Raw genomic sequence first — 20,998 nt, forward strand, 5'->3', positions numbered from 1 at the left:
CCACTTCGCCGATGTGGTGCCTTCCGCAGGGCCTCGACCCCGCTACCTCCCCGACCTGGCGAGGGCAGGCCGGGGCGGGCACCTACCGGATCAGCCGGCGGGGATCTCCGCGGACGCCGGGCTCGGCTGTGCGGGAACCCGCGTCCCGGCGGTGGGCGGCCCGTTCGGCGCCCCCCTGCCGGCAGGGCCCTGCCGACCCGGTCCGGCCGGCTCCCCGGCCTCCCCCGGATCGCCCGCACCGTCACCGACTGGGCCGTCGCCCGCCGACCGGCCTTCACCAGCACCGCCACCGGCCTGCCCGTCGCGCCCCGATCGGCCGCCATCCGTACCGCCACCGGCCGGCGGACGACCGTCCGTCGGGCCGTCGGCAGCGGCGCCACCCCGGGAGGATCTGTCCGGCCCGCCCGGTGGGATCGCGCCCGTCTCGCCCCCGGGACGGCCGCTGTCGGGCACCGTGCGGTCGGTGGAGTGGTCGAGCACCCGCAGCGCCGCCAGGGCCGCCATCGGCACCACGAGGGCCGCCGCCGCGCCGGCCACGTCCAGCGCCGAACCGCCGAGGACGCCGCCCAGCCCGACGGCCACCCCGGTGCCCGCCATCGCCGCCCGGATCGCCGGGTAGATGCCGAACAGCCGCATCAGCCCGCCCCACGGCTGGAGCAGCGCGAGCCAGACCAGCGCGGCCCCGGCCAGGGCCAGCACGGTCAGCGGGCTGTTCACCAGCGTCTGGATGTTGGAGCTGCTGGACCGGTGCACGGTGAGCCCGCCGGTGCCGTCGCCCACCGCGGCCAGGAACCGGCCCAGGCTGCCGCGCTCGTCCGCCGGGCGGCCGAGGTCGACCAGGGCGAAGCCGACGGTGACCGCCAGCGCGGCCATGGTGGCCCAGGCCAGCCGGCTCACCGTCAGCCAGCCGCCGCTGCAGATCGCGGCCGCGACGCTCACCCCGGCGGTGAGCGCGATCGCGCCGATCGAGTCGGCGCCCAGGTACGGGCTGCCGACGACCACCACGGCGAGCCCGCCGACCGTCACCATCACCATGGGCCGCCAGCCCCGGCGGAACCGCTGGGCGAGCCAGCCGCCGCACAGCAGCGCCCCGGCGATGAACACGCCCAGCCCGACGGTGCCGAGCCCGGCGTACCGGCCGCCCTCCAGCGCCGAGTAGCCGACCACGCCGTTGAGCTGCAACCGGGAGCCGGTGAGCACGTCCACGCCGACGACGAGCGTGGCCAGCCCGGCGACCGCCCCGAGCGGACCGAGCGTGCGGTCGTGCCCGGGACTGAACCGGACCGCAGCGGTGCCGCCGATGATGAGCAGCGCGGTCACCGAGGCGTACCAGACGCCGGCGTCGTCCCCGCGCCACCAGGGCACGGCGTCGGCCAGCAGCGCCGCGGGCACTGCCAGCGCGGCGGCGATCAGCAGCAGCTCCACCACCGCGACGATCCGCCGGGACACCGGTTCCGGTCCGTGCGGTCCGGCGAGCCGGCGGGCGCGGCGCAGCAGCGGCAGCACCACCACCGCGAGGGCGATCTGGGCGGCGGCGAGCAGCGTGAAGAACCAGCCGGCGACGCGGCGCTGGGCGGCTGCCTCCCGGTCCGCGTCGGCCGGCGCCTCGATCGCGGCCCGCAGGTCGTCCGGCCGGTCGTCGACCGTCACCGCGGGCCGGCCGAGGAACGCCCGGTCCGGCATCGGCTTGTCGAGCACCGCGAGCACGGTCGGGGCCAGGTCGATCAGTTGCAGGTAGCCGGACCGGGCGGTGCTGGGCGAGGTCAGCCAGCCACCCTCCCAGCCCGGGCCGTCAGCGATGGCGACGTGCAGCCGAGACGGGGAGTCGGTGTCGGACACGCCGGCGACGAGCACCAGCGAGCGCGGCGGCCGGGCGGCGAGCACCCGGGCCAGCCGGGCGTCGGCCTCCCGCGCCTGGGCGGACCGTACGGCCGGGTCGTCGTCGTCGACCGTGCCGACGTCGACGATGCTCAGCACGCAGGAGCCGAGCAGTTCCGCCGGGTTCTCGGGGAGCGCGGGGGCGTACCTGTCGACCCGGCCGAACGGGCGGGCGGCGGCCACGGCGGCGCCCGGCCCGACCGCCACCGAGCAGCGCACCGACTCGGCCAGCGCACCGGGCGTCGCGCCCCAGGACAGCTGCTCCTGGTTGTGCGCCACCGCGCCGGCCTGGTCGGGCAGGTTCGCGCCGATGCGGTCGGGCCGCTCGACCGTCACACCGGTGGCCGGGCAGCCGCCGCCCGGGCGGGCGCCGGGCCAGGCGGCGAAGTTCCCCGCGCCGAGCGTGAGCCAGCCGTCGACCGGGCAGGTGGGGCGGTGCGCGGAGCGTACCGAGAGCGACCCGATCGCGCCCTGCTCGGCCATCCGCCACAGCGTCGGCGTGTTCTCCGGGTCGACGTCGTCCCACCGCAGGCCCGCCGCGCCGACGAGCACCACGAAGTCGGCGCCGGGCCGGGTCGCACCCTCGTCCGGGCGGGCGGAGAGCGCGGTGATGCCCAGCGCCACCACGACCAGGGTCAGCAGAACCGGGGTCAGTCTGCGCAGCATCAGCGGTTCCCGGTCGAGAGCTGGGGTGTCAGCTCGGCGTAGAGGCCGGCGAGCGCGGCCACGGTGTCCGCCTCGGTGGGCCAGGTCGCGGCCCGCGCCAGGCCGCGACGGCCCAGGTCGGCCCGGCGTACGGGGTCGTCGAGCAGGTCGCGCACGGCCGCGTCGACGGCGTCCACGTCGCCGGGCGGCACCAGCACCGCCGCGTCGCCGACCAGGTCCGGAAGCCCGCCGACGGCGGTCGCGACGAGCGGTACGCCGGCCCGCAGCGCCTCCTGCGCGAACAACTGGCGGGCCTCCCAGTCGCTCGTCACCACCGCCAGGTCGGCGGCGCCCAGCAGGTCCGCCACGTCGCCGCGGTGCCCGAGCAGCGTCACCGGCGCGCGGGCGGCCGAGATCCGGGCAGCCAGCGGCAGGTACGCCGGGCCGCTGCCGGCGATCACCACGAGCGGGGCGGGAGTACGGGTCCGCCAGCGGGCGGCGGCGTCGATCAGCACGTCGTACCGCTTCTGCGGGTGCAGCCGGCCCACCGAGAGGATCAGCGGCCGGTCGGCGGCGACGCCGAACTCGGCGCGTACCGCCGTGCGGCGGCGGCGCGGCGCGGGCAGCGCCGGCGCGGCGACCGGGGCCAGGCGGGCGTCGGCGGCGCCGAGCGCGGCGGCGCGGGCGACCAGGTCGGCGGAGGCGCCCAGGGCGACCCGCACGGACCGGGCGACGACCCGCTCGACCAGACGGGACACGGCGCCGCGCAGGCCACCGGCGAGGACCGCGTTGTGCCAGGTGACGACGAGCGGCGCGGCGGGGCGGGCGAGCGCGGCGACCAAGCCGGCGCGCAGCCCGTGCGCGTGCACCACGTCGACGGGCGTGTCCGCGAGCGCCCGGCGCAGCGCGGTGACCGCGCGCGCGTCGCCCGGGGTGGGGCTGGCCGGGATCTCCACCGGCCTGAACCGGGCCCCGGCGCCGGTGAAGTCGAACTGCTCCTCGGTGGCGGCCGGGCCGCAGACCAGCACGGACGTGCCGGCCTCGGTCAGCCCCCGGGTGATCGAGCGCACGTGCTGCCCGACCCCGCCGGTGCTGGAGGCGAGCACCAGGGCCACCGACCCGGGCCAGCGCGGTGCCGGCGAGGCGTCCGTCATGAGGAAACGGTCTCCCTTCCGTCACCCCGCTCGCCGGGGTGCTGCTGCGCCGGCGGGCCGTCGTCCCCGCCGGCCGGGCGTCGCCGGCCCAACCGGCGGGTCACGGTCGCGAGCAGCGGCCGCAGGTCGCGGGCGTCGGTCAGCCAGGCGACGGCGAGGAACAGGACACCGACCACGACCCCGGACAGCATGCCCTGCGCGAGGGCCCACGGTGTCGTCGGGGTGCCGTCACCGAGCCCGGCGAGTCCCGCCGCGACGGCCGCCCCGCCGGCTCCGGCGACGACGGCGGCGAGCAGCCCGGCGGCGCCGGCCCGGCCGGCACCAGCCAGCGCCTCGCCACCGGCGGCCCGCCGGACCGCGGCGATCAGCAGCGCGCCGAGCAGCAGCATGCCGGCCGAGGACGCCAGCGTCACCGCGAGCACCCGATCGGCCAGCGGCGCGACCGCAGCGGTCAGGACGGCCAGCACGGGCACGCTGAGCCAGCCGAACGCGGTGGCGACGGTGGCCGCGCGGGTCTCGCCCCGGGCGTACAGCGCGCGGGTGAGGACCGCGAACAGGCCGTAGCCGACCAGGCCGGGCGCGAAACCGGCGATCCCGGCCGCCGCGGTGCGCGCGTCCAGGGGGTCGGAGAAGAAGAAGTGCCCGACCGGGATCGCGGTGCCGACGAGCGCGGCGGCGCCGAGCAGGCTGAGCAGCACGACCCCGCGTACCGCCGGGGCCAGGGTCTCCCGGTAGGCGCGCTCGTCGCCGGTGGCCCGGGCCGCCACGAGCGTCGGGTACGCGGCCACCGCGAGCGGCACCGCCAGCACCGCCCAGGGCAGGAAGTAGACGGTCTGGGCGAGGTTGTAGACGCTGACGTCGGCGGTGCGGCCGTAGGTGACCTGGTTGAGCGCGACCACCAGGGCGATCTGCTGGGCCGCCACCGTCACCGCCCCGGCGACCACCAGACCGCCCACCCGGGCCCGGGCGTCGGCCGGGAAGCGGTAGCCCGGCCGGATCCGCAGCCGCAGCCGGCGCACCGGGATCAGCAGCGACAGCGAGAGCACCACCACGCCGAGCGTGGTGCCGGCGGACAGCAGCAGCTCGCCGCCGCGCCCGGCCTGCCCGATCGTGGCCAGCCGCCCCTGCGCCGCGGTGAAACCGAGGTACACGCCGATGACCGTGACACTCGACAGCAGCGGCGCGATCACCGGCCACGCGAAACGGCGGTGCGCCTGGAGCACGCCGGTCAGCACGATCCCCACGCCGTACAGCGGCAACTGCGGCGCGAAGACCCGCAGCATCCGCGCCCCGGACGCCTGCTGGGCCTCGCTGAGACCGTTTCCGATCAGGCCCGGCAGCGGGTCGGCGAACACCGCCAGCAGCACCGCCAGCGGCACCAGCAGGCTCAGCGTCCAGGTCAGCAGCGCGCCGGTGGTGGCGGCCACCGCGCGCCGGTCGCCCGCCTCGACGGCGCCGGCCAACAGCGGTACGACGAGACTGGCGAGTGCCCCGCCGGCGACGATCTCGAAGATGAAGTTCGGGACGTAGTTGGCCACCAGGTAGGCGCCGCCGAGGTCGGTGGGGCCCAGCATCCAGGTGAACACCGCGGTCCGGCCGAAGCCGGCGAGCCGGCTGAGCACGGTGAGGACGGCGATGAGGGCGGCCGCCCCGGCGACCCGGCCGGCGGCGGCGAGAGGAGCCGGTTTCGTCACGTCAGTCCGGGAGCCGGCCCAGCTCGTCGAGGTGCCGCAGCCCCGGGGTCCGCGCGATGACCTGGGTGAAGCTGACCTTCTCGCTGGCGGCGGTGAGCGCGGCGAGCACGGCCAGCACGCCGGCCCGGCCCAGCGGCCCGGTACGCGCGGCGAGACTCACCCCGAGCAGCGCGCCGAGCGCGTTGGCGCCGCTGTCGCCCACCATCACCCGCTCGCCGAGGTCGTCACCGACGAGCGCGGCCGACGCGCCGAGCGCGCCCGCGGCGACGCCGCCGTACGGGCCGGCGGTCAGCGGCGCGCCGAGCAGCATGCCGGACTTCAACGCCCGGCCGGGCCGCAGGTCGAGCAGGTTGACCAGGTTCGCGGTGCCGGCCACCACGCCGGCGCCGAGCAGCACGTCGACCCCGCGGCCGAACGCCCCGGCACGCTGCCGGCGCGGGTGTGCGGCGACCCGCCGGTCGGCGGCGAGCAGCGCCGCGGCGCCCAGCCCGGCCACGCCCACCCCGGCGACCTTGACCATCCCGGCGGTGACCTGGCCCTCGCGCAGCGCGGCGAGATGCCCGGCGAACCCCTTGGCGGCCTTCTGCTCGGGGCGCGCGCCGACCACGTCGTCGTAGAGGCCGACCGCGCCCGCGCCGAGCCCGGCGACGAGCGCGGCGGCGCCGGCCGGGGCGCTACCGGCGCCCAGCGCCGCCCCGGTGGCCGCGCCGACGGCCAGGGCCGGACCGGCGGCCAGGGTCACGGTGCGGCCCCGGTAGTTGGTGCGCTCCAGCGCCGGCCCGCCCGGCGACGTACGCGTCTGGCGCAGCACGTAGCGGGCGGCCAGCGCGCCCGCGCCCACGGCCAGCAGCCGACCCAGTCTCACGGGACCTCCTCGATCCGGACTTCGAACGCGACGCGGCACGGACCGGGCGGCCCGGAGCGGTCACCGGGGCAGTGTAGGCACCCGGGCGGCGGCGTTGTCGCCCACGCCGTACTGCCCGGTCTTCTTCTCGGTGAGCTGCTGCGCCAGGGCGAGGCTGGTGACCAGCTGGCCCTGCACGGTGTTGGCGTTGTCGACGGTGGAGATGGTCTGCGACAGCACCGGGTCGCCGCGGACCACGGAGACCAGGTTCCCGCCGGTCGAGCCCATGCCGGCGACCACCAGCACCCCGGCCCGGTCGAACTGCTCGGCGATCTTCACCACCGACTCGTCCTTCTTCGCCGAGTCCTTGTCCACGTACGGCTGGCCGGTGACCATCACCACCGCCTCGGCGGCGGCGGAGATCCGGTCCGCCGGGGTGAGGTATCCGGCGGTGGCGTACTGCTCCAGCACGGCGCGCCGGTCGGCCTCGCTGACCGGCGGGCTCCCGGCCGGGCGGTCCACCAGCACGTTGGCCAGCAACGCGCTGGAGGTCTCCACGCCGTGCCCGTTGCCGGGCAGGTTGCCGGTCGGGGCGCTGTTCGGCCGGGCCGCGGTGACCGCCAGTTCCAGCAGGTTGTTGTTGCTGTCCGGGTTGACGAACTTGTCCTGCACGTCGATGCGGCCGGTGACGTCGGCGCCGGCGGTCTGGAGCATCTTCACCACGCCCTCGGCCTGGTCCCGGCCGCTGGGCAGGGTGAGCACCAGCACCCGGCGGCCGGTCAGCTTGCCGGGCAGCACGAGCTGGGCCATCTCGGCGGCGAAGTCCTCCTCGGTCTCCAGCTGCTTCTGCATGCTGTTGACCGACTGGCGCATCAGCGAGTTGTCCTTGCGCAGGCCGTTGACGTTCTCCCGGAGCGAGTCGGCGACCGGCCCGTTGAGGGCGGCTGTGCCGACCACCAGGCCGATCGCCAGCGCCAGGAACACCGCGGTCAGGGACACCACGTGGTAGCGAAAGTTGATCACGCTTGCAGCCTCTTGATCGTCGGGGAGCTAGAAGAGCTGGCCGAGCTGGAACACGAAATTGTCCCACCATTCGGAGACCACGCCCAAATACGCCTTCCCGACGGTGGAGACCGCCACCGCAGAGGCCATCGCGGCCACCGCCGACAGGACCAGCAGCAGCAGCGACGACCCGGAGATGCTCTGCCGGTAGAGCCGGCTGACGCCCTTGGCGTCGACCAGCTTGCCACCCACCTTCAGCCGGGTCAGGAACGTCGACGCCATGCCGCCGCGCCCCTTGTCGAGGAACTCCACCAGGGTGGCGTGCGTACCGACCGCCACCAGCAGCGAGGCGCCCTTCTCGTCGGCCAGCAGCATGGCCAGGTCCTCGCTGGTGGCCGCCGCCGGGAAGGTGATCGCCGGTACGCCGAGCCCGTTGACCCGGGCCAGGCCCGGCGCCCGCCCGTCCGGGTAGGCGTGCACGATCACCTCGGCGCCGCAGCGCAGCACGTCGTCGGTGACCGAGTCCATGTCCCCGATGATCATGTCAGGGGTGTAGCCCGCCTCGACCAGCGCGTCGGCTCCGCCGTCGACGCCGATCAGCACCGGCTTGAACTCCCGGATGTACGGGCGCAGCACGTCCAGGTCGGCCTTGTAGTCGTAGCCGCGTACCACGATCAGGCAGTGCCGGCCCTGGATCTGGGTCTGGATCTCCGGCACGCCGACGCCGTCGAGCAGCAGGTCGCGTTCCTGCCGCAGGTAGTCCATCGTGTTGGCGGCGAACGCCTCCAACTGCACCGACAGGCCCTCCCGGGCGTCGGCCATCGACTTGGCCACGGTCTCGGCGTCCTGCAGCGAGCCGTGCGCGACCGGCTCGTCGCCGGCGAAGACGGTGTTGCCCTCGATGCGGACCCGGTCGCCCTCGCGGACCTGCTCGAAGACGCTCTCGCCGAGATCGTCCAGCAGCGGGATCCCGGCCGAGACCAGCACCTCCGGGCCGAGGTTGGGGTAGCGGCCGGAGACCGACGGCTTGGCGTTGAGCACCGCGGCCACACCCACCGCGACGAGCGAGTCGGCCGCCACCCGGTCCAGGTCGACGTGGTCGATGACCGCGATGTCGCCGGGTCGCAGCCGCCCGACCAGCCGTTTCGTCCGGCGGTCGAGGCGCGCGGTGCCGACGATGGAGCCCGGCTCCGGGTTCCGGCTCCGGCGCAGTGTGGGTAGACGCATCGTGACCATCCTGGCATGTGAGGCAGGTTTTGCTGTCGCGACATGCCTGAGCAGGGCCGCCTACCCAGGGAAGCACACCGGAACCCGCGCCGGTGTGCTTGCGCTCACAATAGGGGCGTCACGGACGCCTTTCCTTGGCCGCCACGGCCAGGAGCTCCTCGGCATGGGCGATACCCAGATCCGAGTCCGGCAAACCGGCGAGCATCCGGGCCAGTTCCCGGGCGCGTTCGGTGTCCTCGACCACGCGCACCCCGCTGGTGGTGACCGCTCCCCCGGTGTCCTTGGCCACCACCAGGTGCCGGTCGGCGAACGCGGCGACCTGCGGCAGGTGCGTGACCACGAGCACCTGGTGGCTGCGGGCCAGCCGGGCCAGCCGACGGCCGATCTCCACCGCGGCCTGGCCGCCGACACCCGCGTCGACCTCGTCGAACACCAGCGTGGGCGGGCCGCCGGAACCGGCGAAGACCACCTCGATGGCGAGCATCACCCGGGACAGCTCGCCGCCGGAGGCGCCCTTCTGCAACGGCAGCGCCGGCGCGCCCGGGTGCGCCAGCAGCCGCAGCTCCACCTCGTCGGCGCCGTCCGCGCCGACGCCGGTCTCGACGCCGTTGACCGGCAGGCTCGGCTCGGACCGGCCCGCCGGTCGCGGCAGCACCGCCACCTCGATGCGGGCGTGCGGCATGGCCAGCCCGGCCAGCTCGGCAGTGACCTCCTCGGCGAAGCGGACCGCTGCCTCCCGCCGGGACGCCGAGACCCGGCCGGCGAGGTCGGCCACCTCACCGGCGAGCCGGGACGCCTCGCGGTCCAGCTCGTCCAGCAGCTCGTCGGAGGTGTCCAGATCGGACAGCCGGGTCCGGGCCCGCTCGGCCCACGCCACCACGCCGTCGACGTCGTCGGCGTACTTGCGGGTCAGCCCGCGCAAGGCGGCCCGCCGCTCGTAGACGGTCTGGAGGCGGGCCGGGTCGGCGTCCAGCGCGGCCAGGTAGGTGGACAGTTCCGCGGCCACGTCGGTGACGAGCGTGGCCGCCTCCTCCAGCCGGGCGGCCAGCTCACCCAGCGCCGGGTCGGTGCCGGCCTGCGCCTCGAGCGTGCGCCGCGCGGTGCCCAGCAGCGCCGTCGCGTCCGGCGTCTCGTCGGTCGCCTCGACGCCGCCGGCCACGCACTGCTGCGCCACCTGGGCGGCGGTGCGCAGCCCTTCGGCGTGCTCCAGCCGCTGCGCCTCGGCCTTCAGCTCGTCGTCCTCCCCCGGCTGCGGGTCGACCCGGGTGATCTCGTCCAGGCCCAGGCGCAGCAGGTCGGCCTCCTGGTTGCGCTCGCGGGCGTTGCGCCGCCGGTCGGCCAGGTCGTCGACGACGGTGCGCCACCGGGCGTACGTCTCGCGCAGCGCGTCGAGCAGCTTCTCGTGCTCGGGGCCGGCGAACCGGTCGAGCGAGGCGCGCTGCTCGGCCGGGCGCAGCAGCCGCAACTGGTCGGACTGGCCGTGCACGGCCAGCACCTGCTCGCCGACCTCGCCGAGCGTGGACACCGGCATGGCGCGCCCGCCCAGGTGCGCCCGGGAGCGGCCCTCGATGGTCACGGTGCGGCTGAGCAGCAGTGAACCGTCCTCGTCGGGCTCGCCACCGGCGTCGACGATGCGGGCGTGCACCGACTCGGCCACCCGCCCGCTCAGCCGCAGCCGGCCCTCCACCACCGCGCGGCCCGGCTGGGCGCGCACCCGGCCGGCGTCGGCGCGGCCGCCGAAGAGCAGGCCGAGGCCGGTCACCACCATGGTCTTGCCGGCACCGGTCTCGCCGGTGATGACGTTCATCCCCGCGGCCAGCGGCAGCGTCGTGTCGTCGATGACGCCCAGTCCGGTGATGCGCAGCTCTTCCAGCACAGCACCCGACAGTAGCCCCGCCGTGTGACAGTTGACCAGCCGGCAGGGCGGGGCGCGGGCACCCGTACAGTTCAGCCCCGTGCTGGAGGAGATCGGCCTGACCCCGGACGAGGAGGAGCTCTACCGCTGCCTGGTCAGGGCGAACACGGCCCGGGCCGGTGAGCTCGCGCAGCGGCTGGGGCGACCCCGCGCGGAGGTCGGCGCCCGGCTGGACGCCTTGCGGGACAAGGGTCTGGTGCTGCCGACCGGGCCGGAACCGGACGCGCCGCGGCGGCCGCTCGCGCCGGACGTGCCGCTCGGCGAGGCGCTGCTGCGCCGCCAGTCGGCGCTGGAGGAGGCCCGCGCCGCCGTCAGCCGGCTCGCCGAGGACTACCGGGCCGGGATGCGGCGCACCTGGTCGAGGTGGTCACCGGCGCGCGGGCGCTGCGCGAACGGCTGCGCGAGCTGCGGACGGCGCGCGCGAGGAGGTGCTCTGGTTCTGCCGGGCCAACCCGCTGGCGATGCCCGGCGCGCTGGCCGACGTGGAGCGGGGCGTACGCGCCGGTGAGCAGGCCCGGGTGCTGGACCGGCTGCCGGTTCGACTGGCCGTGGTGGACGGCCGTACCGCGATCTGCCCGCTGGTGCCCGACCGCGACGGCGGCGAGCCGACAGCAGCGGTGATCGGCCGCAGCCAGCTGCTGGACGCGCTGGTCGCGCTCTTCGAGAGCCACTGGCTGATGGCGACGCCGCTCGGCACGCCCGCCGACCGGCTACCAGCCCGACGAAGACGAGGCACGGCTGCTGTCGCTGTTCGTGGCCGGGGTGCCGGACAAGTCGATCGCGTCACAGCTCGGGGTGAGCCGCCGTACCGTGCAGCGGCGGCTGGCCGACCTGATGGCCGCCGCCGGTGTGGACACCCGGCCCGGGCTGGCGTTCCAGCCCGCCCGACGGGGGTGGATCTGACCGGGGCCGGGGCGGGACGGCCCCAGGACCGCCCCGCCCCGGGGTCTCACCGCAGCCCGTACGCGTCGACCACGGTCTGCGTCACGGTGCTGCCGGCCCGGTCCCGCGCCGAGACGCGCAGGGACACCGTGCCGCGCCCGGCCGACATGTCGCCAGGTGGACACGAGCACGACGGGGTGGAGGCCGGGACGCCGGAGACCGTGCCGCCCAGCTCGCGTGCCGCCGCTTCCTCCGGCGGCGGCCCTGCGACCTGTCGGCCCGGCCGGGGTCGACACCCGACCGGACTCGGCGTGCCGGTCCGCCCGCCGCGGCCGGCCTACGACGCTCCGGCGTCCCGACCGTCGCGGCCCCGACCACCCCCTGGCCGAGCCCGCGACAGGTGGGCCGCATCCGGGAAGCGGCGGGCCTCACCGCCGCGCCCGGACTCACCTCTTCGCGGCCCGTACGCCAACCGTAACGCGCGCGAGCGCCGGGACCGGTGGGCCGAACGGAGATTTCCGCTGAGCCGCTGGTCAGCGACGGTTGCCCCGCCAGCCCTGGACGGGAAGGTCGAACTTGGCCACCAGCCGGTCGGTGAACGGGCGGGCCCGCAGCCGGACGATGCGCACCGGCAGCGTGCCCCGGCGCACCGTGACCCGGGCGCCGGGCGGCAGGTCGTAGACGCGCCGCCCGTCGCAGCAGAGCACGGCCAGGGTGGTGAACGGGTCGACGGTGATGACGAACGTCGACGTGGGCGCGGTCACCAGCGGGCGGCTGAACAACGCGTGCGCGCTGATCGGCACCAGCAGCAGCGCCTCCACCTCGGGCCAGACCACCGGCCCGCCGCCGGAGAACGCGTACGCGGTCGAGCCGGTGGGGGTCGCACAGACCACGCCGTCGCAGCCGTACCGGGACAGCGGCCGGCCGTCCACGTCGACGAGCAGCTCCAGCATCTGGGCGCGTTCGCCCTTCTCCACGCTGATCTCGTTGAGCGCCCACGACTCGATGGTCGGCCCGCCCTCGAACTCGGCGGTGACGTCGAGGGTGAGCCGTTCGTCCACCGTGTAGTTGCGGTCGACCACGTCACGCACGGCGGTGTCCAGGTCGTCGATCTCGGCCTCGGCGAGGAAACCGACCTTGCCCAGGTTGATGCCGAGCAGCGGCACCTTCGCCGGGCGGGCCAGCTCGGCGGCGCGCAGGAACGTGCCGTCCCCGCCGAGCGCGAACACGATCTCGGCGCCCTCGGCCGTTTCCGGGCCGGTCACCGGCACCACGCCCGGCAGGTCCAGGTCGTCGGCCTCCTCGGCCACCACCCGCACCTCGAACCCGGCGGCGATCAGGTCGGCGGCCACCGCGCGGGCGTGCTCGGTGCTGCGTCGACGGCCGGTGTGCGTGACCAGCAGCGCGGTACGGCTCACCCGGACACCTCCTCGGTCGTGGCCGCCGTCGCGGCGGCGCCCTGCGGGCCGGCGGCCACCACCGCGCGGACCCGCTCCGGATCCGCGGCGGGCGCGTCCCCGCGCAACCATACGAAGAACTCGACGTTGCCGCTCGGCCCGGGCAGCGGGCTGGCCGCCACGCCGGCCAGGCCGAGGCCGAGCCCGGCGGCGGCCGCGGCCACGTCGAGCACCGCCTCGGCGCGCAGCGCCGGATCGCGGACCACGCCGCCGGCGCCGACCCGCTCCTTGCCGACCTCGAACTGCGGCTTGACCATCAGCACCAGGTCACCGCCGGGGCCGGTGCAGGCGGCCAGCGCGGGCAGCACCAGCCGCAGCGAGATGAACGACAGGTCGGCCACCGTCAGGTCGACCGGGCCGCCGATCGCCTCCGGCGTGAGGGTACGCACGTTCGTGCGCTCGAACACCCGCACCCGCTCGTCGGTACGCAGCGACCAGGCGAGCTGCCCGTAGCCGACGTCCACGGCGACCACCTCGGCGGCGCCGCCGCGCAGCAGCACGTCGGTGAAACCGCCGGTCGACGCGCCGGCGTCCAGGCAGCGCCGCCCGGCCACCGTCAGCCCGCCGGGGGCGAACGCGGCGAGCGCGCCGGCCAGCTTGTGGCCGCCCCGGGAGACGTACTCCTGCGCCGGATCCTCGCCGGTGACCAGCAGCGGGTCGGCCGGGTCGACCATCGCCGCGGGCTTGCGCGCCTGCACTCCGCGCAGCTGGACGCGACCGGCCTCCACCAGCGCGGCGGCCTGCTCCCGGGAGCGGGCCAGCCCGCGCCGGACGAGTTCGGCGTCCAGCCGGGTACGACGAGCCATCAGGTGTCTCTCCGCCTCTGCTCAGGCCTGGTCGATGGTGGCGAGGGTCTCGCGCAGCGTCTCGTACGCCGCCTCGTACTGGGCGATCTGGTCGGCCGGGGCCAGCGCCTCGGCGTTGGCCATGCCGAGCACGGCGGCGTCCACCGCCGGGTGCCGGGCGTCGCCGACCTCCTCGGCCGGCGCGGGGCGTACCCCCGGGGGCGGTCCCGGGGGCGGTCCCGGGCGTGGACCCGGCGGCGGGCCGGGCCGGGGCGCGGTCACGAGCCGGCCGCCCGGCGCCCGGTGGCCTTCTTCACCGGCGCGGCTTCCGGGGTACGGGAGACAGTGGCCGGCGGCTTCTTCGCGATCGCCTTCTTGGCCACCGTCTTCTTCGCCACCGCCTTCGTCGGCGTCGTGGCCGGGGCCTTCGAGCGTGTCGTCGCCGGGGCGCTCGGCGGCGCCGTGGCGGGGGCCGCCGCTGCCCGGGACGACTCGGCCGGCGACGGCTCCGGCTCGGACGACTCAGCCGCGCCCGGTTCGAGGGTGCCGCGCGCCTCGCGCAGCTGCCGCTCCAGGTCGTGCACCCGGCGGGTCAGCTCGGCGACCTCGTCGGCGGTGGCCAGCCCGACCGCGCCCAGCGCCCGGTCCACCTCGAAGCGGACCAGCTTGGTCAGCGACTCCCGGTTCGCCAGGCCGGTCGCGACCAGTTCCTCGGCGAGCGTCTGGAGCTGGGCGGCGGTCGCGCCGCCCTGGCCGACGACGCGCATGACCGCGTCCTGTGCCTTCTTCCGGGGCGCCTCCGTCAGGCCCATGGCCAGCTCGAGGTAGGCGCGCCACGCGTCCTGCATGCCTGAGTCCTTCCGCGGGGCGAGGTGTGCAGGTGCCACGCTACCGGGCACCCCGGACGCCCCATTGCGGTACGGTGCCGGGAACGGCGTGGTTCGTGGTGAGGAGACGATGTGGCCAGCGTGGACGAGTGCCGGCAGGCGTTGCAGGACCTGGCCGCGCGGCTGGACCGCAACGCCGAGGCACAGGGACGCATCGACCTCGACCGCACCCTGGCCTGCCGGATCACCGACCTCGGCACGGCGTTCCACGGGCGGCTGGAGGGAGGCCGGCTGGTCGACCTGTCCGACGGCGACGACCCGAAGGCGAAGATCGCGCTGAGCACCGGCAGCGACGACCTCGTCGCGCTGGTGCACGGCCGGCTCGACGTCATGTCGGCGGTGGCCTCCCGGCGAGTGTCGATCAAGGCCAACCCGTTCGACCTGATGAAGCTCCGCAAGCTGCTCTGAGCGGCCCGGCGCCTCAGTCGCCGAGGCCGAGCGCGGCGAGCGCGTCGGCCGCCGCCGGGGACTGCGCCCGCACGCGCGGCCCGGCCGCCGTCGACCAGGCCACCGCGCAGAGCGCGGCCAGCGCCTCCAGCGGCGGTCCCGCGCCGTCGAGCACGAGATCCCCGCCGGCCTCGGTCACCGACCAGCCGCCGGCCGTCGCCCGGCCCGGCACCGCCACCACTACGGCCGGGTCGAACAGGCCCGCCAGGTCGAACGAGACGTACGCGGGGCGGCGCTCCTCGGGTGCGGCCAGCAGCTCGGCGGCGTCGCTGACCCCGGTGAGCACCAGCAGGCTGTCCAGCCCGGCCCGGCGGGCGCCCTCGATGTCGGTGTCCAGCCGGTCGCCCACCACGAGCGTGCGCCCGGTACCGGCTCGCCGCGCGGCGGTGGTGAACAGCGCCGGCTCCGGCTTGCCCACCACCACGTCGGGGTCGCGGCCGAGCGCGGTACGCAGCACCGCGACGAGCGAGCCGTTGCCCGGCAGCGGGCCGCGCGGGCTGGGCAGTGTGCGGTCGGTGTTGGTGGCGTACCAGGGTGCGCCCGCCCGTACCGCCAGGGACGCCTCGGCCAGGTCGGACCAGCCGACCTGCGGGCCGTAGCCCTGGGCCACCGCGGCGGGCTCCTCGTCGGCAGTGGACACCGGCCGCAGGCCCACCGCGCGCAGCTCGGCGCGCAGCGCCTCCGCGCCGACCACGAGCACCGGCGCGCCCTCGGGCAGCCGGTCGCGGAGCAGCTCGGCGGTGGCAGCCGCGGAGGTGAGCACCTCCGCCGGCTGCGCCGCAACGCCCATGCCGGTGAGCAGGTCGGCCACCTCGCTGGAGCGGCGGGAGGCGTTGTTCGTCGCGTACGCGACCGCGCGCCCCTCGGCGTGCAACCGGCCGACCGCCTCGACCGCCCCGGGGATGGGCCGGTCGATCAGGTAGATGACGCCGTCCAGGTCGAAGACGACAAGCGAGTACGCCTCGACCAGCCGGCCGCCCGCCCCGGCGCGGTCGGGTTCTCCCCGATCCGCGCCGGAGGCGGTGTCACCGGCGTACCCGGTCATCGGCGGTCCGCCGCCCCGCCCTCGCCGCGCGCGGCGTCACCCGGCGCGGGCAGGTCGGCCTCGTCCGCCGGGGTGGCGGCCGCTGCCTCGGCGGCCGCAGAGGTGCCGGTCGGCGTGGTGGTGGCCGGTTCCTCGGTCGCCGCGACGAACGTCGGGGTGGTGGCGGTGCTGGTGGCGACCGAGCCGGCCTCGGTGTCGGTCAGCTCGTCGTCGGCCAGATCGCCGGCGTCACGGTCCCGGTAGCCGGCCCGTGCCGCGTCCCCGCCGGCATTCGACGTGATGTCGTCGCCGCCGCTCAGCCGCGCGTCGTCCTCGCGGTCGTCATCGTCCTCGTCGTCGTCGAGGTCGTCATCATCGTCGTCGCCGGCCGCCTCGGCCGACGGCTCGGACGCGTCCGTGTCGTCCTCCGGCTCGTCGTCGCCCTCGATGACCACGCCGTCCAGCTCCAGCAGCCGCTCGGCGGCGTCGGTCTCCCCCTCGGAGTCGACGTCGGCGGCCCGGGAGAACCACTCCCGCGCCTCCTCGCGCCGGTCCACCGCCAGCAGGGCGTCCGCGTACGCGTAACGCAGTCGCGCCGCCCACGGCTCGGTCGATTCGCCGGTCAGCTCGCGGACCTGGAGCATCGCCACGGCGGCGTCCTTCTGCCCGAGGTCACCGCGCGCCCCGGCGGCCACGATCAGCAGTTCGATCGCGACGGCCTGGTCGAGCTTGTCCCGGTCCGCGCCGCGGAACAGGTCGATGGCTCGCTCCGGCCGGCCCAGCGCCCGCTCGCAGTCGGCCAGCACCGCCAGGTGGCTCTGCAGGCCGGTCATCCGGTGGTACGTCCGCAGCTCGGCGATGGCGGTCTGCCACTCACCCGCGTGGTACGCGGCCAGCCCGACGGCCTCCCGCACGGCGGCGATCCGCGAGGCGAGCCGGCGGGCCGCCATGGCGTGCGCCAGCGCCAGCGCCGGATCCTCGTCGATCAGCAGACCGGTCGCGACCAGATGCCGGGCGACCGTCTCCGCCACCGGCTTGGCGAGGGAGAGCAGCTCGGCCCGGACGGCCGAGTCGAGGTCGCTCGCGACGACGTCGTCCGGCAGCTCCGGCGCCTCACCGGTACGCCCCTCACCACGCTCGTCCCGGCGCTCCCGCTGCGGGCCGTAGTTGCCGGTCCGGCGGTCGTCACCACCCGGCCGGTCGCCGTAGCCACGGCGCTCACCGTCCCGCTCGCCCCGGTAGCCGCCCGGCCGCCGGTCATCGCGACGCTCGTCGCGCTGGAAGCCACGGTCGCGGTCGCCGCCGCGGAAGCCACCCTCACGGTCGCCACCACGGAAACCGCCCTCACGGCGATCGCCGCCGGCGTAGCTCTCCCGGCGGTTGTCGTCGCCCTGGTAACCGCCTTCGCGACGGTCCCCGCCACGGAAACCGCCCTCACGGGCGCCGCCCTCACGACGGTCCCCGCCACGGTAGCCGCCCTCACGGCGGTCACCACCGCCGAAGCCGCCCTCACGGCGATCGCCGCCACGGAAACCGCCCTCACGACGGTCACCACCACGGAAACCGCCCTCACGACGGTCACCACCACGGAAACCGCCCTCACGACGGTCACCACCACGGAAACCGCCTTCACGGGCGCCACCCTCACGGGCACCGCCGCCGAAGCCGCCCTCACGACGGTCGCCGCCACGGAAGCCACCCTCGCGACGGTCCCCGCCACGGAAGCCACCGTCACGGGCGCCGCCCTCACGACGATCCCCGCCACGGAAACCGCCCTCACGGCGGTCACCACCCCCGAAACCACCCTCACGGCGATCGCCGCCACGGAAGCCACCGTCACGGGCGCCGCCCTCACGACGATCCCCGCCACGGAAACCGCCCTCACGGCGGTCACCGCCGTCGCGGCCCCCGCTCCGGAAGCCACCCTCACGGTCGCCCCCACGGAAACCACCCTCACGACGGTCACCGCCACGGAAGCCACCCTCACGGGCGCCGCCCTCGCGGCGGTCGCCACCGCCGAAGCCGCCTTCACGACGGTCACCACCGCGGAAGCCGCCGTCACGGGCACCGGCCTCGCGGCGGTCGCCGCCCCGGAAGCCACCCTCGCGACGGTCGCCACCACGGAAGCCGCCGTCACGGGCGCCGCCTTCGCGACGGTCACCGCCACGGAAGCCACCGTCACGGGCGCCGCCTTCGCGACGGTCACCACCACGGAAGCCGCCATCACGGTCGCCGCCCCGGAACCCGCCTTCGCGACGGTCGCCGGCCGGCCGGTTTCCACTCCGGAAGCCACCCTCACGGTCGCCACCGCCGGAACCGCCCTCACGACGGTCACCACCGCCGAAACCGCCTTCACGACGGTCACCACCACGGAAACCGCCCTCACGACGGTCACCGCCGCGGAAGCCACCCTCACGGTCGCCACCGCGGAAACCGCCCTCACGACGGTCACCACCGCGGAAACCGCCTTCGCGACGGTCGCCGCCACGGGCGCCACTGTCGCGGTCGCCACCACGGAAGCCGCCCGGGCGGTCGTCGCGGCCGCCCCGGTACGAGGGACGGTCATCGCGACGGCCGTCGCGGCCGGCGTCACCACGCCCCTGGCCGCGGTCGGTGCGATCCTCGTAACGACGGGGGCGGTCCCCGCCCTGGGGTCCTGAGCTCACAGGTACATCCTTCCTGATGGCGTTTCCGCCAAGAACGCTAACGCAGTCGAGGGCCGCCCCTGCTGGGGCGGCCCTCGACTGGAAGATTGTCCGGCGGTGTCCTACTCTCCCACACCCTCCCGAGTGCAGTACCATCGGCGCTGGAGGGCTTAGCTTCCGGGTTCGGAATGTTACCGGGCGTTTCCCCTCCGCCATGACCGCCGTAACTCTATGAACATGTCAAACAACCCGCAGGTTGCTGTTTGTTCAGAGTTGCACAGTGGACGCGTAGCAGCTTGGTAGTCAAGTCCTCGGCCTATTAGTACCGGTCAACTGAACCCGTTACCGGGCTTACATTTCCGGCCTATCAACCCAGTCGTCTAGCTGGGGGCCTTACCCCACAAATGTGGGTGGGATACCTCATCTTGAAGCGAGCTTCCCGCTTAGATGCTTTCAGCGGTTATCCCTTCCGAACGTAGCTAACCAGCCGTGCCCCTGGCGGGACAACTGGCACACCAGAGGTTCGTCCGTCCCGGTCCTCTCGTACTAGGGACAGCCCTTCTCAAGTATCCTACGCGCACGGCGGATAGGGACCGAACTGTCTCACGACGTTCTAAACCCAGCTCGCGTACCGCTTTAATGGGCGAACAGCCCAACCCTTGGGACCTGCTACAGCCCCAGGATGCGACGAGCCGACATCGAGGTGCCAAACCATCCCGTCGATATGGACTCTTGGGGAAGATCAGCCTGTTATCCCCGGGGTACCTTTTATCCGTTGAGCGACACCGCTTCCACATGCCAGTGCCGGATCACTAGTCCCGACTTTCGTCCCTGCTCGACCTGTCAGTCTCACAGTCAAGCTCCCTTGTGCACTTGCACTCAACACCTGATTGCCAACCAGGCTGAGGGAACCTTTGGGCGCCTCCGTTACCCTTTAGGAGGCAACCGCCCCAGTTAAACTACCCACCAGACACTGTCCCTGAACCGGATAACGGTCCGAAGTTAGATACCCGAATCAACCAGAGTGGTATTTCAAGATTGCCTCCACCCATACTGGCGTATGGACTTCACCGGCTCCCACCTATCCTACACAAGCTAATTCAGATACCAATGTCAAGCTATAGTAAAGGTCCCGGGGTCTTTCCGTCCTGCCGCGCGTAACGAGCATCTTTACTCGTAATGCAATTTCGCCGGGCCTGTGGTTGAGACAGTGGGGAAGTCGTTACGCCATTCGTGCAGGTCGGAACTTACCCGACAAGGAATTTCGCTACCTTAGGATGGTTATAGTTACCACCGCCGTTTACTGGCGCTTAAGTTCTCCGCTTCGCCCCGAAGAGCTAACAGGTCCCCTTAACGTTCCAGCACCGGGCAGGCGTCAGTCCATATACATCGAATTACTTCTTCGCATGGACCTGTGTTTTTAGTAAACAGTCGCTTCCCCCTGCTCTCTGCGGCCATACAACGCTCCACCCGCGCGGGGCTTCACGTCTCCGGCCCCCCTTCTCCCTAAGTTACGGGGGCAATTTGCCGAGTTCCTTAACCACAGTTCGCCCGATCGCCTCGGTATTCTCTACCTGACCACCTGTGTCGGTTTGGGGTACGGGCCGCTAAGAACTCGCTAGAGGCTTTTCTCGGCAGCATAGGATCACTGACTTCACCTGAATCGGCTCGGCATCACGTCTCAGCCTCATGGTGTGCGGATTTGCCTACACACCGGCCTACACGCTTACCCCGGCACAACCACCGGCCGGGATCAGCTACCTTCCTGCGTCACCCCATCGCTTGACTACTACCCGTCAGGTTCCCACGCTCACCGCCATAGGTCCGAAGACCGCCGGCAGCTCGGGTGGTTAGCACAACGAGGTTCGTCAGGGACGCTCTTTCGCGGGTACGGGAATATCAACCCGTTGTCCATCGACTACGCCTCTCGGCCTCGCCTTAGGTCCCGACTCACCCAGGGCGGATTAGCCTGGCCCTGGAACCCTTGGTCATCCGGCGGAAGGGTTTCTCACCCTTCTTTCGCTACTCATGCCTGCATTCTCACTCGTGCCGCGTCCACAACTGGGTCACCCCGCTGCTTCACCCCCGGCACGACGCTCCCCTACCCATCCACACACCTGCACCCGGCATCAAGGCCGAGCGAAGTCAATATGTGAATGCCACAGCTTCGGCGGTGTGCTTGAGCCCCGCTACATTGTCGGCGCGGAACCACTTGACCAGTGAGCTATTACGCACTCTTTAAAGGGTGGCTGCTTCTAAGCCAACCTCCTGGTTGTCTATGCGATCCCACATCCTTTTCCACTTAGCACACGCTTAGGGGCCTTAGCTGGTGATCTGGGCTGTTTCCCTCTCGACTACGAAGCTTATCCCCCGCAGTCTCACTGCCGCGCTCTCACTTACCGGCATTCGGAGTTTGGCTGATTTCGGTAAGCTTGTGGGCCCCCTAGACCATCCAGTGCTCTACCTCCGGCAAGAAACACGCGACGCTGCACCTAAATGCATTTCGGGGAGA

At 74.0% G+C, this 20,998-nt stretch carries 17 protein-coding genes and 2 rRNA genes (1 of these 19 only partly in view); 4 read left to right on the forward strand and 15 right to left on the reverse strand.

Features of this window, described 5'->3' with window-relative positions:
• Window positions 1–90 precede the first annotated feature (90 nt).
• The 7 genes from ABIH81_RS27030 to recN all read right to left on the reverse strand — a co-directional run bounded on the left by ABIH81_RS27030 (window position 91) and on the right by recN (window position 10,320).
• A complete protein-coding gene (locus ABIH81_RS27030; RefSeq protein ID WP_349877712.1) occupies window positions 91–2,544 on the reverse strand; it encodes a hypothetical protein in 2,454 nt (817 codons plus the stop codon).
• Window positions 2,544–3,677: a glycosyltransferase family 4 protein gene (locus ABIH81_RS27035; RefSeq protein ID WP_349877713.1), complete on the reverse strand. Its 1,134-nt coding sequence runs from the start codon at window positions 3,675–3,677 to the stop codon at window positions 2,544–2,546. Before ABIH81_RS27035 ends, ABIH81_RS27030 begins: the two co-directional genes overlap by 1 nt.
• Window positions 3,674–5,371, reverse strand: coding sequence for a lipid II flippase MurJ (locus tag ABIH81_RS27040; RefSeq protein ID WP_349877715.1), 1,698 nt, complete (start codon window positions 5,369–5,371; stop codon window positions 3,674–3,676). The genes ABIH81_RS27035 and ABIH81_RS27040 overlap by 4 nt, the downstream gene beginning before the upstream one ends.
• Before the next feature lies 1 nt (window position 5,372).
• Entirely contained in the window at window positions 5,373–6,236 is an 864-nt protein-coding gene (locus ABIH81_RS27045) for a hypothetical protein (protein ID WP_349877717.1), read from the reverse strand.
• 60 nt (window positions 6,237–6,296) lie between these two features.
• A complete protein-coding gene (locus ABIH81_RS27050; protein ID WP_349877718.1) occupies window positions 6,297–7,238 on the reverse strand; it encodes a copper transporter in 942 nt (313 codons plus the stop codon).
• Between the two features lie 27 nt (window positions 7,239–7,265).
• Window positions 7,266–8,444, reverse strand: a complete 1,179-nt coding sequence (gene steA / locus ABIH81_RS27055) for a putative cytokinetic ring protein SteA (RefSeq protein WP_349877720.1) — start codon at window positions 8,442–8,444, stop codon at window positions 7,266–7,268.
• A gap of 118 nt (window positions 8,445–8,562) precedes the next feature.
• Window positions 8,563–10,320 carry a DNA repair protein RecN gene (recN, locus tag ABIH81_RS27060; RefSeq protein ID WP_349877721.1) on the reverse strand — a complete coding sequence of 586 codons (1,758 nt, stop codon included), beginning with the start codon at window positions 10,318–10,320 and terminating at the stop codon, window positions 8,563–8,565.
• Window positions 10,321–10,399: 79 nt separating this feature from the next.
• Here recN and ABIH81_RS27065 point away from each other — a divergent pair, with 79 nt between their 5' ends.
• Window positions 10,400–10,867 carry a helix-turn-helix domain-containing protein gene (locus tag ABIH81_RS27065; RefSeq protein WP_349877723.1) on the forward strand — a complete coding sequence of 156 codons (468 nt, stop codon included), beginning with the start codon at window positions 10,400–10,402 and terminating at the stop codon, window positions 10,865–10,867.
• Between the two features lie 245 nt (window positions 10,868–11,112).
• Complete coding sequence (locus ABIH81_RS27070) at window positions 11,113–11,262, forward strand: HTH domain-containing protein (protein ID WP_349877725.1); 150 nt, start codon at window positions 11,113–11,115, stop codon at window positions 11,260–11,262.
• A gap of 512 nt (window positions 11,263–11,774) precedes the next feature.
• Here ABIH81_RS27070 and ABIH81_RS27075 read toward each other — a convergent pair.
• Genes ABIH81_RS27075 through ABIH81_RS27090 form a run of 4 tightly spaced genes read right to left on the reverse strand, consistent with a single transcriptional unit; the run spans window position 11,775 to window position 14,331 of the window.
• Complete coding sequence (locus ABIH81_RS27075) at window positions 11,775–12,659, reverse strand: NAD kinase (RefSeq protein ID WP_349877726.1); 885 nt, start codon at window positions 12,657–12,659, stop codon at window positions 11,775–11,777.
• On the reverse strand, window positions 12,656–13,504 hold the full coding sequence (locus tag ABIH81_RS27080) for a TlyA family RNA methyltransferase (protein ID WP_349877728.1): 849 nt from the start codon (window positions 13,502–13,504) through the stop codon (window positions 12,656–12,658). The genes ABIH81_RS27075 and ABIH81_RS27080 overlap by 4 nt, the downstream gene beginning before the upstream one ends.
• Before the next feature lie 21 nt (window positions 13,505–13,525).
• Complete coding sequence (locus ABIH81_RS27085) at window positions 13,526–13,765, reverse strand: hypothetical protein (protein ID WP_349877730.1); 240 nt, start codon at window positions 13,763–13,765, stop codon at window positions 13,526–13,528.
• Window positions 13,762–14,331 carry a hypothetical protein gene (locus ABIH81_RS27090; protein ID WP_349877731.1) on the reverse strand — a complete coding sequence of 190 codons (570 nt, stop codon included), beginning with the start codon at window positions 14,329–14,331 and terminating at the stop codon, window positions 13,762–13,764. Before ABIH81_RS27090 ends, ABIH81_RS27085 begins: the two co-directional genes overlap by 4 nt.
• A gap of 111 nt (window positions 14,332–14,442) precedes the next feature.
• Between ABIH81_RS27090 and ABIH81_RS27095 the strand changes: the two genes are divergently transcribed.
• The gene (locus ABIH81_RS27095) at window positions 14,443–14,778 is read left to right on the forward strand and encodes an SCP2 sterol-binding domain-containing protein (protein ID WP_349877732.1); all 336 of its coding nucleotides are present in this window, start codon (window positions 14,443–14,445) and stop codon (window positions 14,776–14,778) included.
• Window positions 14,779–14,791: 13 nt separating this feature from the next.
• On the opposite strand, the gene ABIH81_RS27100 is transcribed toward ABIH81_RS27095, so the two are convergent.
• Both ABIH81_RS27100 and ABIH81_RS27105 read right to left on the reverse strand, forming a co-directional pair.
• Window positions 14,792–15,862: an HAD-IIA family hydrolase gene (locus ABIH81_RS27100; RefSeq protein WP_349877734.1), complete on the reverse strand. Its 1,071-nt coding sequence runs from the start codon at window positions 15,860–15,862 to the stop codon at window positions 14,792–14,794.
• Window positions 15,859–16,872, reverse strand: a complete 1,014-nt coding sequence (locus tag ABIH81_RS27105) for a Replicase polyprotein 1ab (protein WP_349877735.1) — start codon at window positions 16,870–16,872, stop codon at window positions 15,859–15,861. Before ABIH81_RS27105 ends, ABIH81_RS27100 begins: the two co-directional genes overlap by 4 nt.
• Between ABIH81_RS27105 and ABIH81_RS27110 the strand changes: the two genes are divergently transcribed.
• Window positions 16,795–18,501, forward strand: a complete 1,707-nt coding sequence (locus tag ABIH81_RS27110) for a hypothetical protein (RefSeq protein ID WP_349877736.1) — start codon at window positions 16,795–16,797, stop codon at window positions 18,499–18,501. The genes ABIH81_RS27105 and ABIH81_RS27110 overlap by 78 nt on opposite strands.
• Before the next feature lie 94 nt (window positions 18,502–18,595).
• Here ABIH81_RS27110 and rrf read toward each other — a convergent pair.
• Window positions 18,596–18,712, reverse strand: a 5S ribosomal RNA gene (gene rrf, locus ABIH81_RS27115).
• A 73-nt stretch (window positions 18,713–18,785) separates the two neighbouring features.
• Window positions 18,786–20,998: ribosomal RNA gene (locus ABIH81_RS27120) — 23S ribosomal RNA — on the reverse strand (it continues 896 nt past the right edge of the window).

Origin of the sequence: Micromonospora sp. HUAS YX12, from assembly GCF_040215685.1 — a bacterium.
In the GTDB taxonomy this organism is placed as follows: Bacteria; Actinomycetota; Actinomycetes; order Mycobacteriales; family Micromonosporaceae; genus Micromonospora; species Micromonospora tulbaghiae.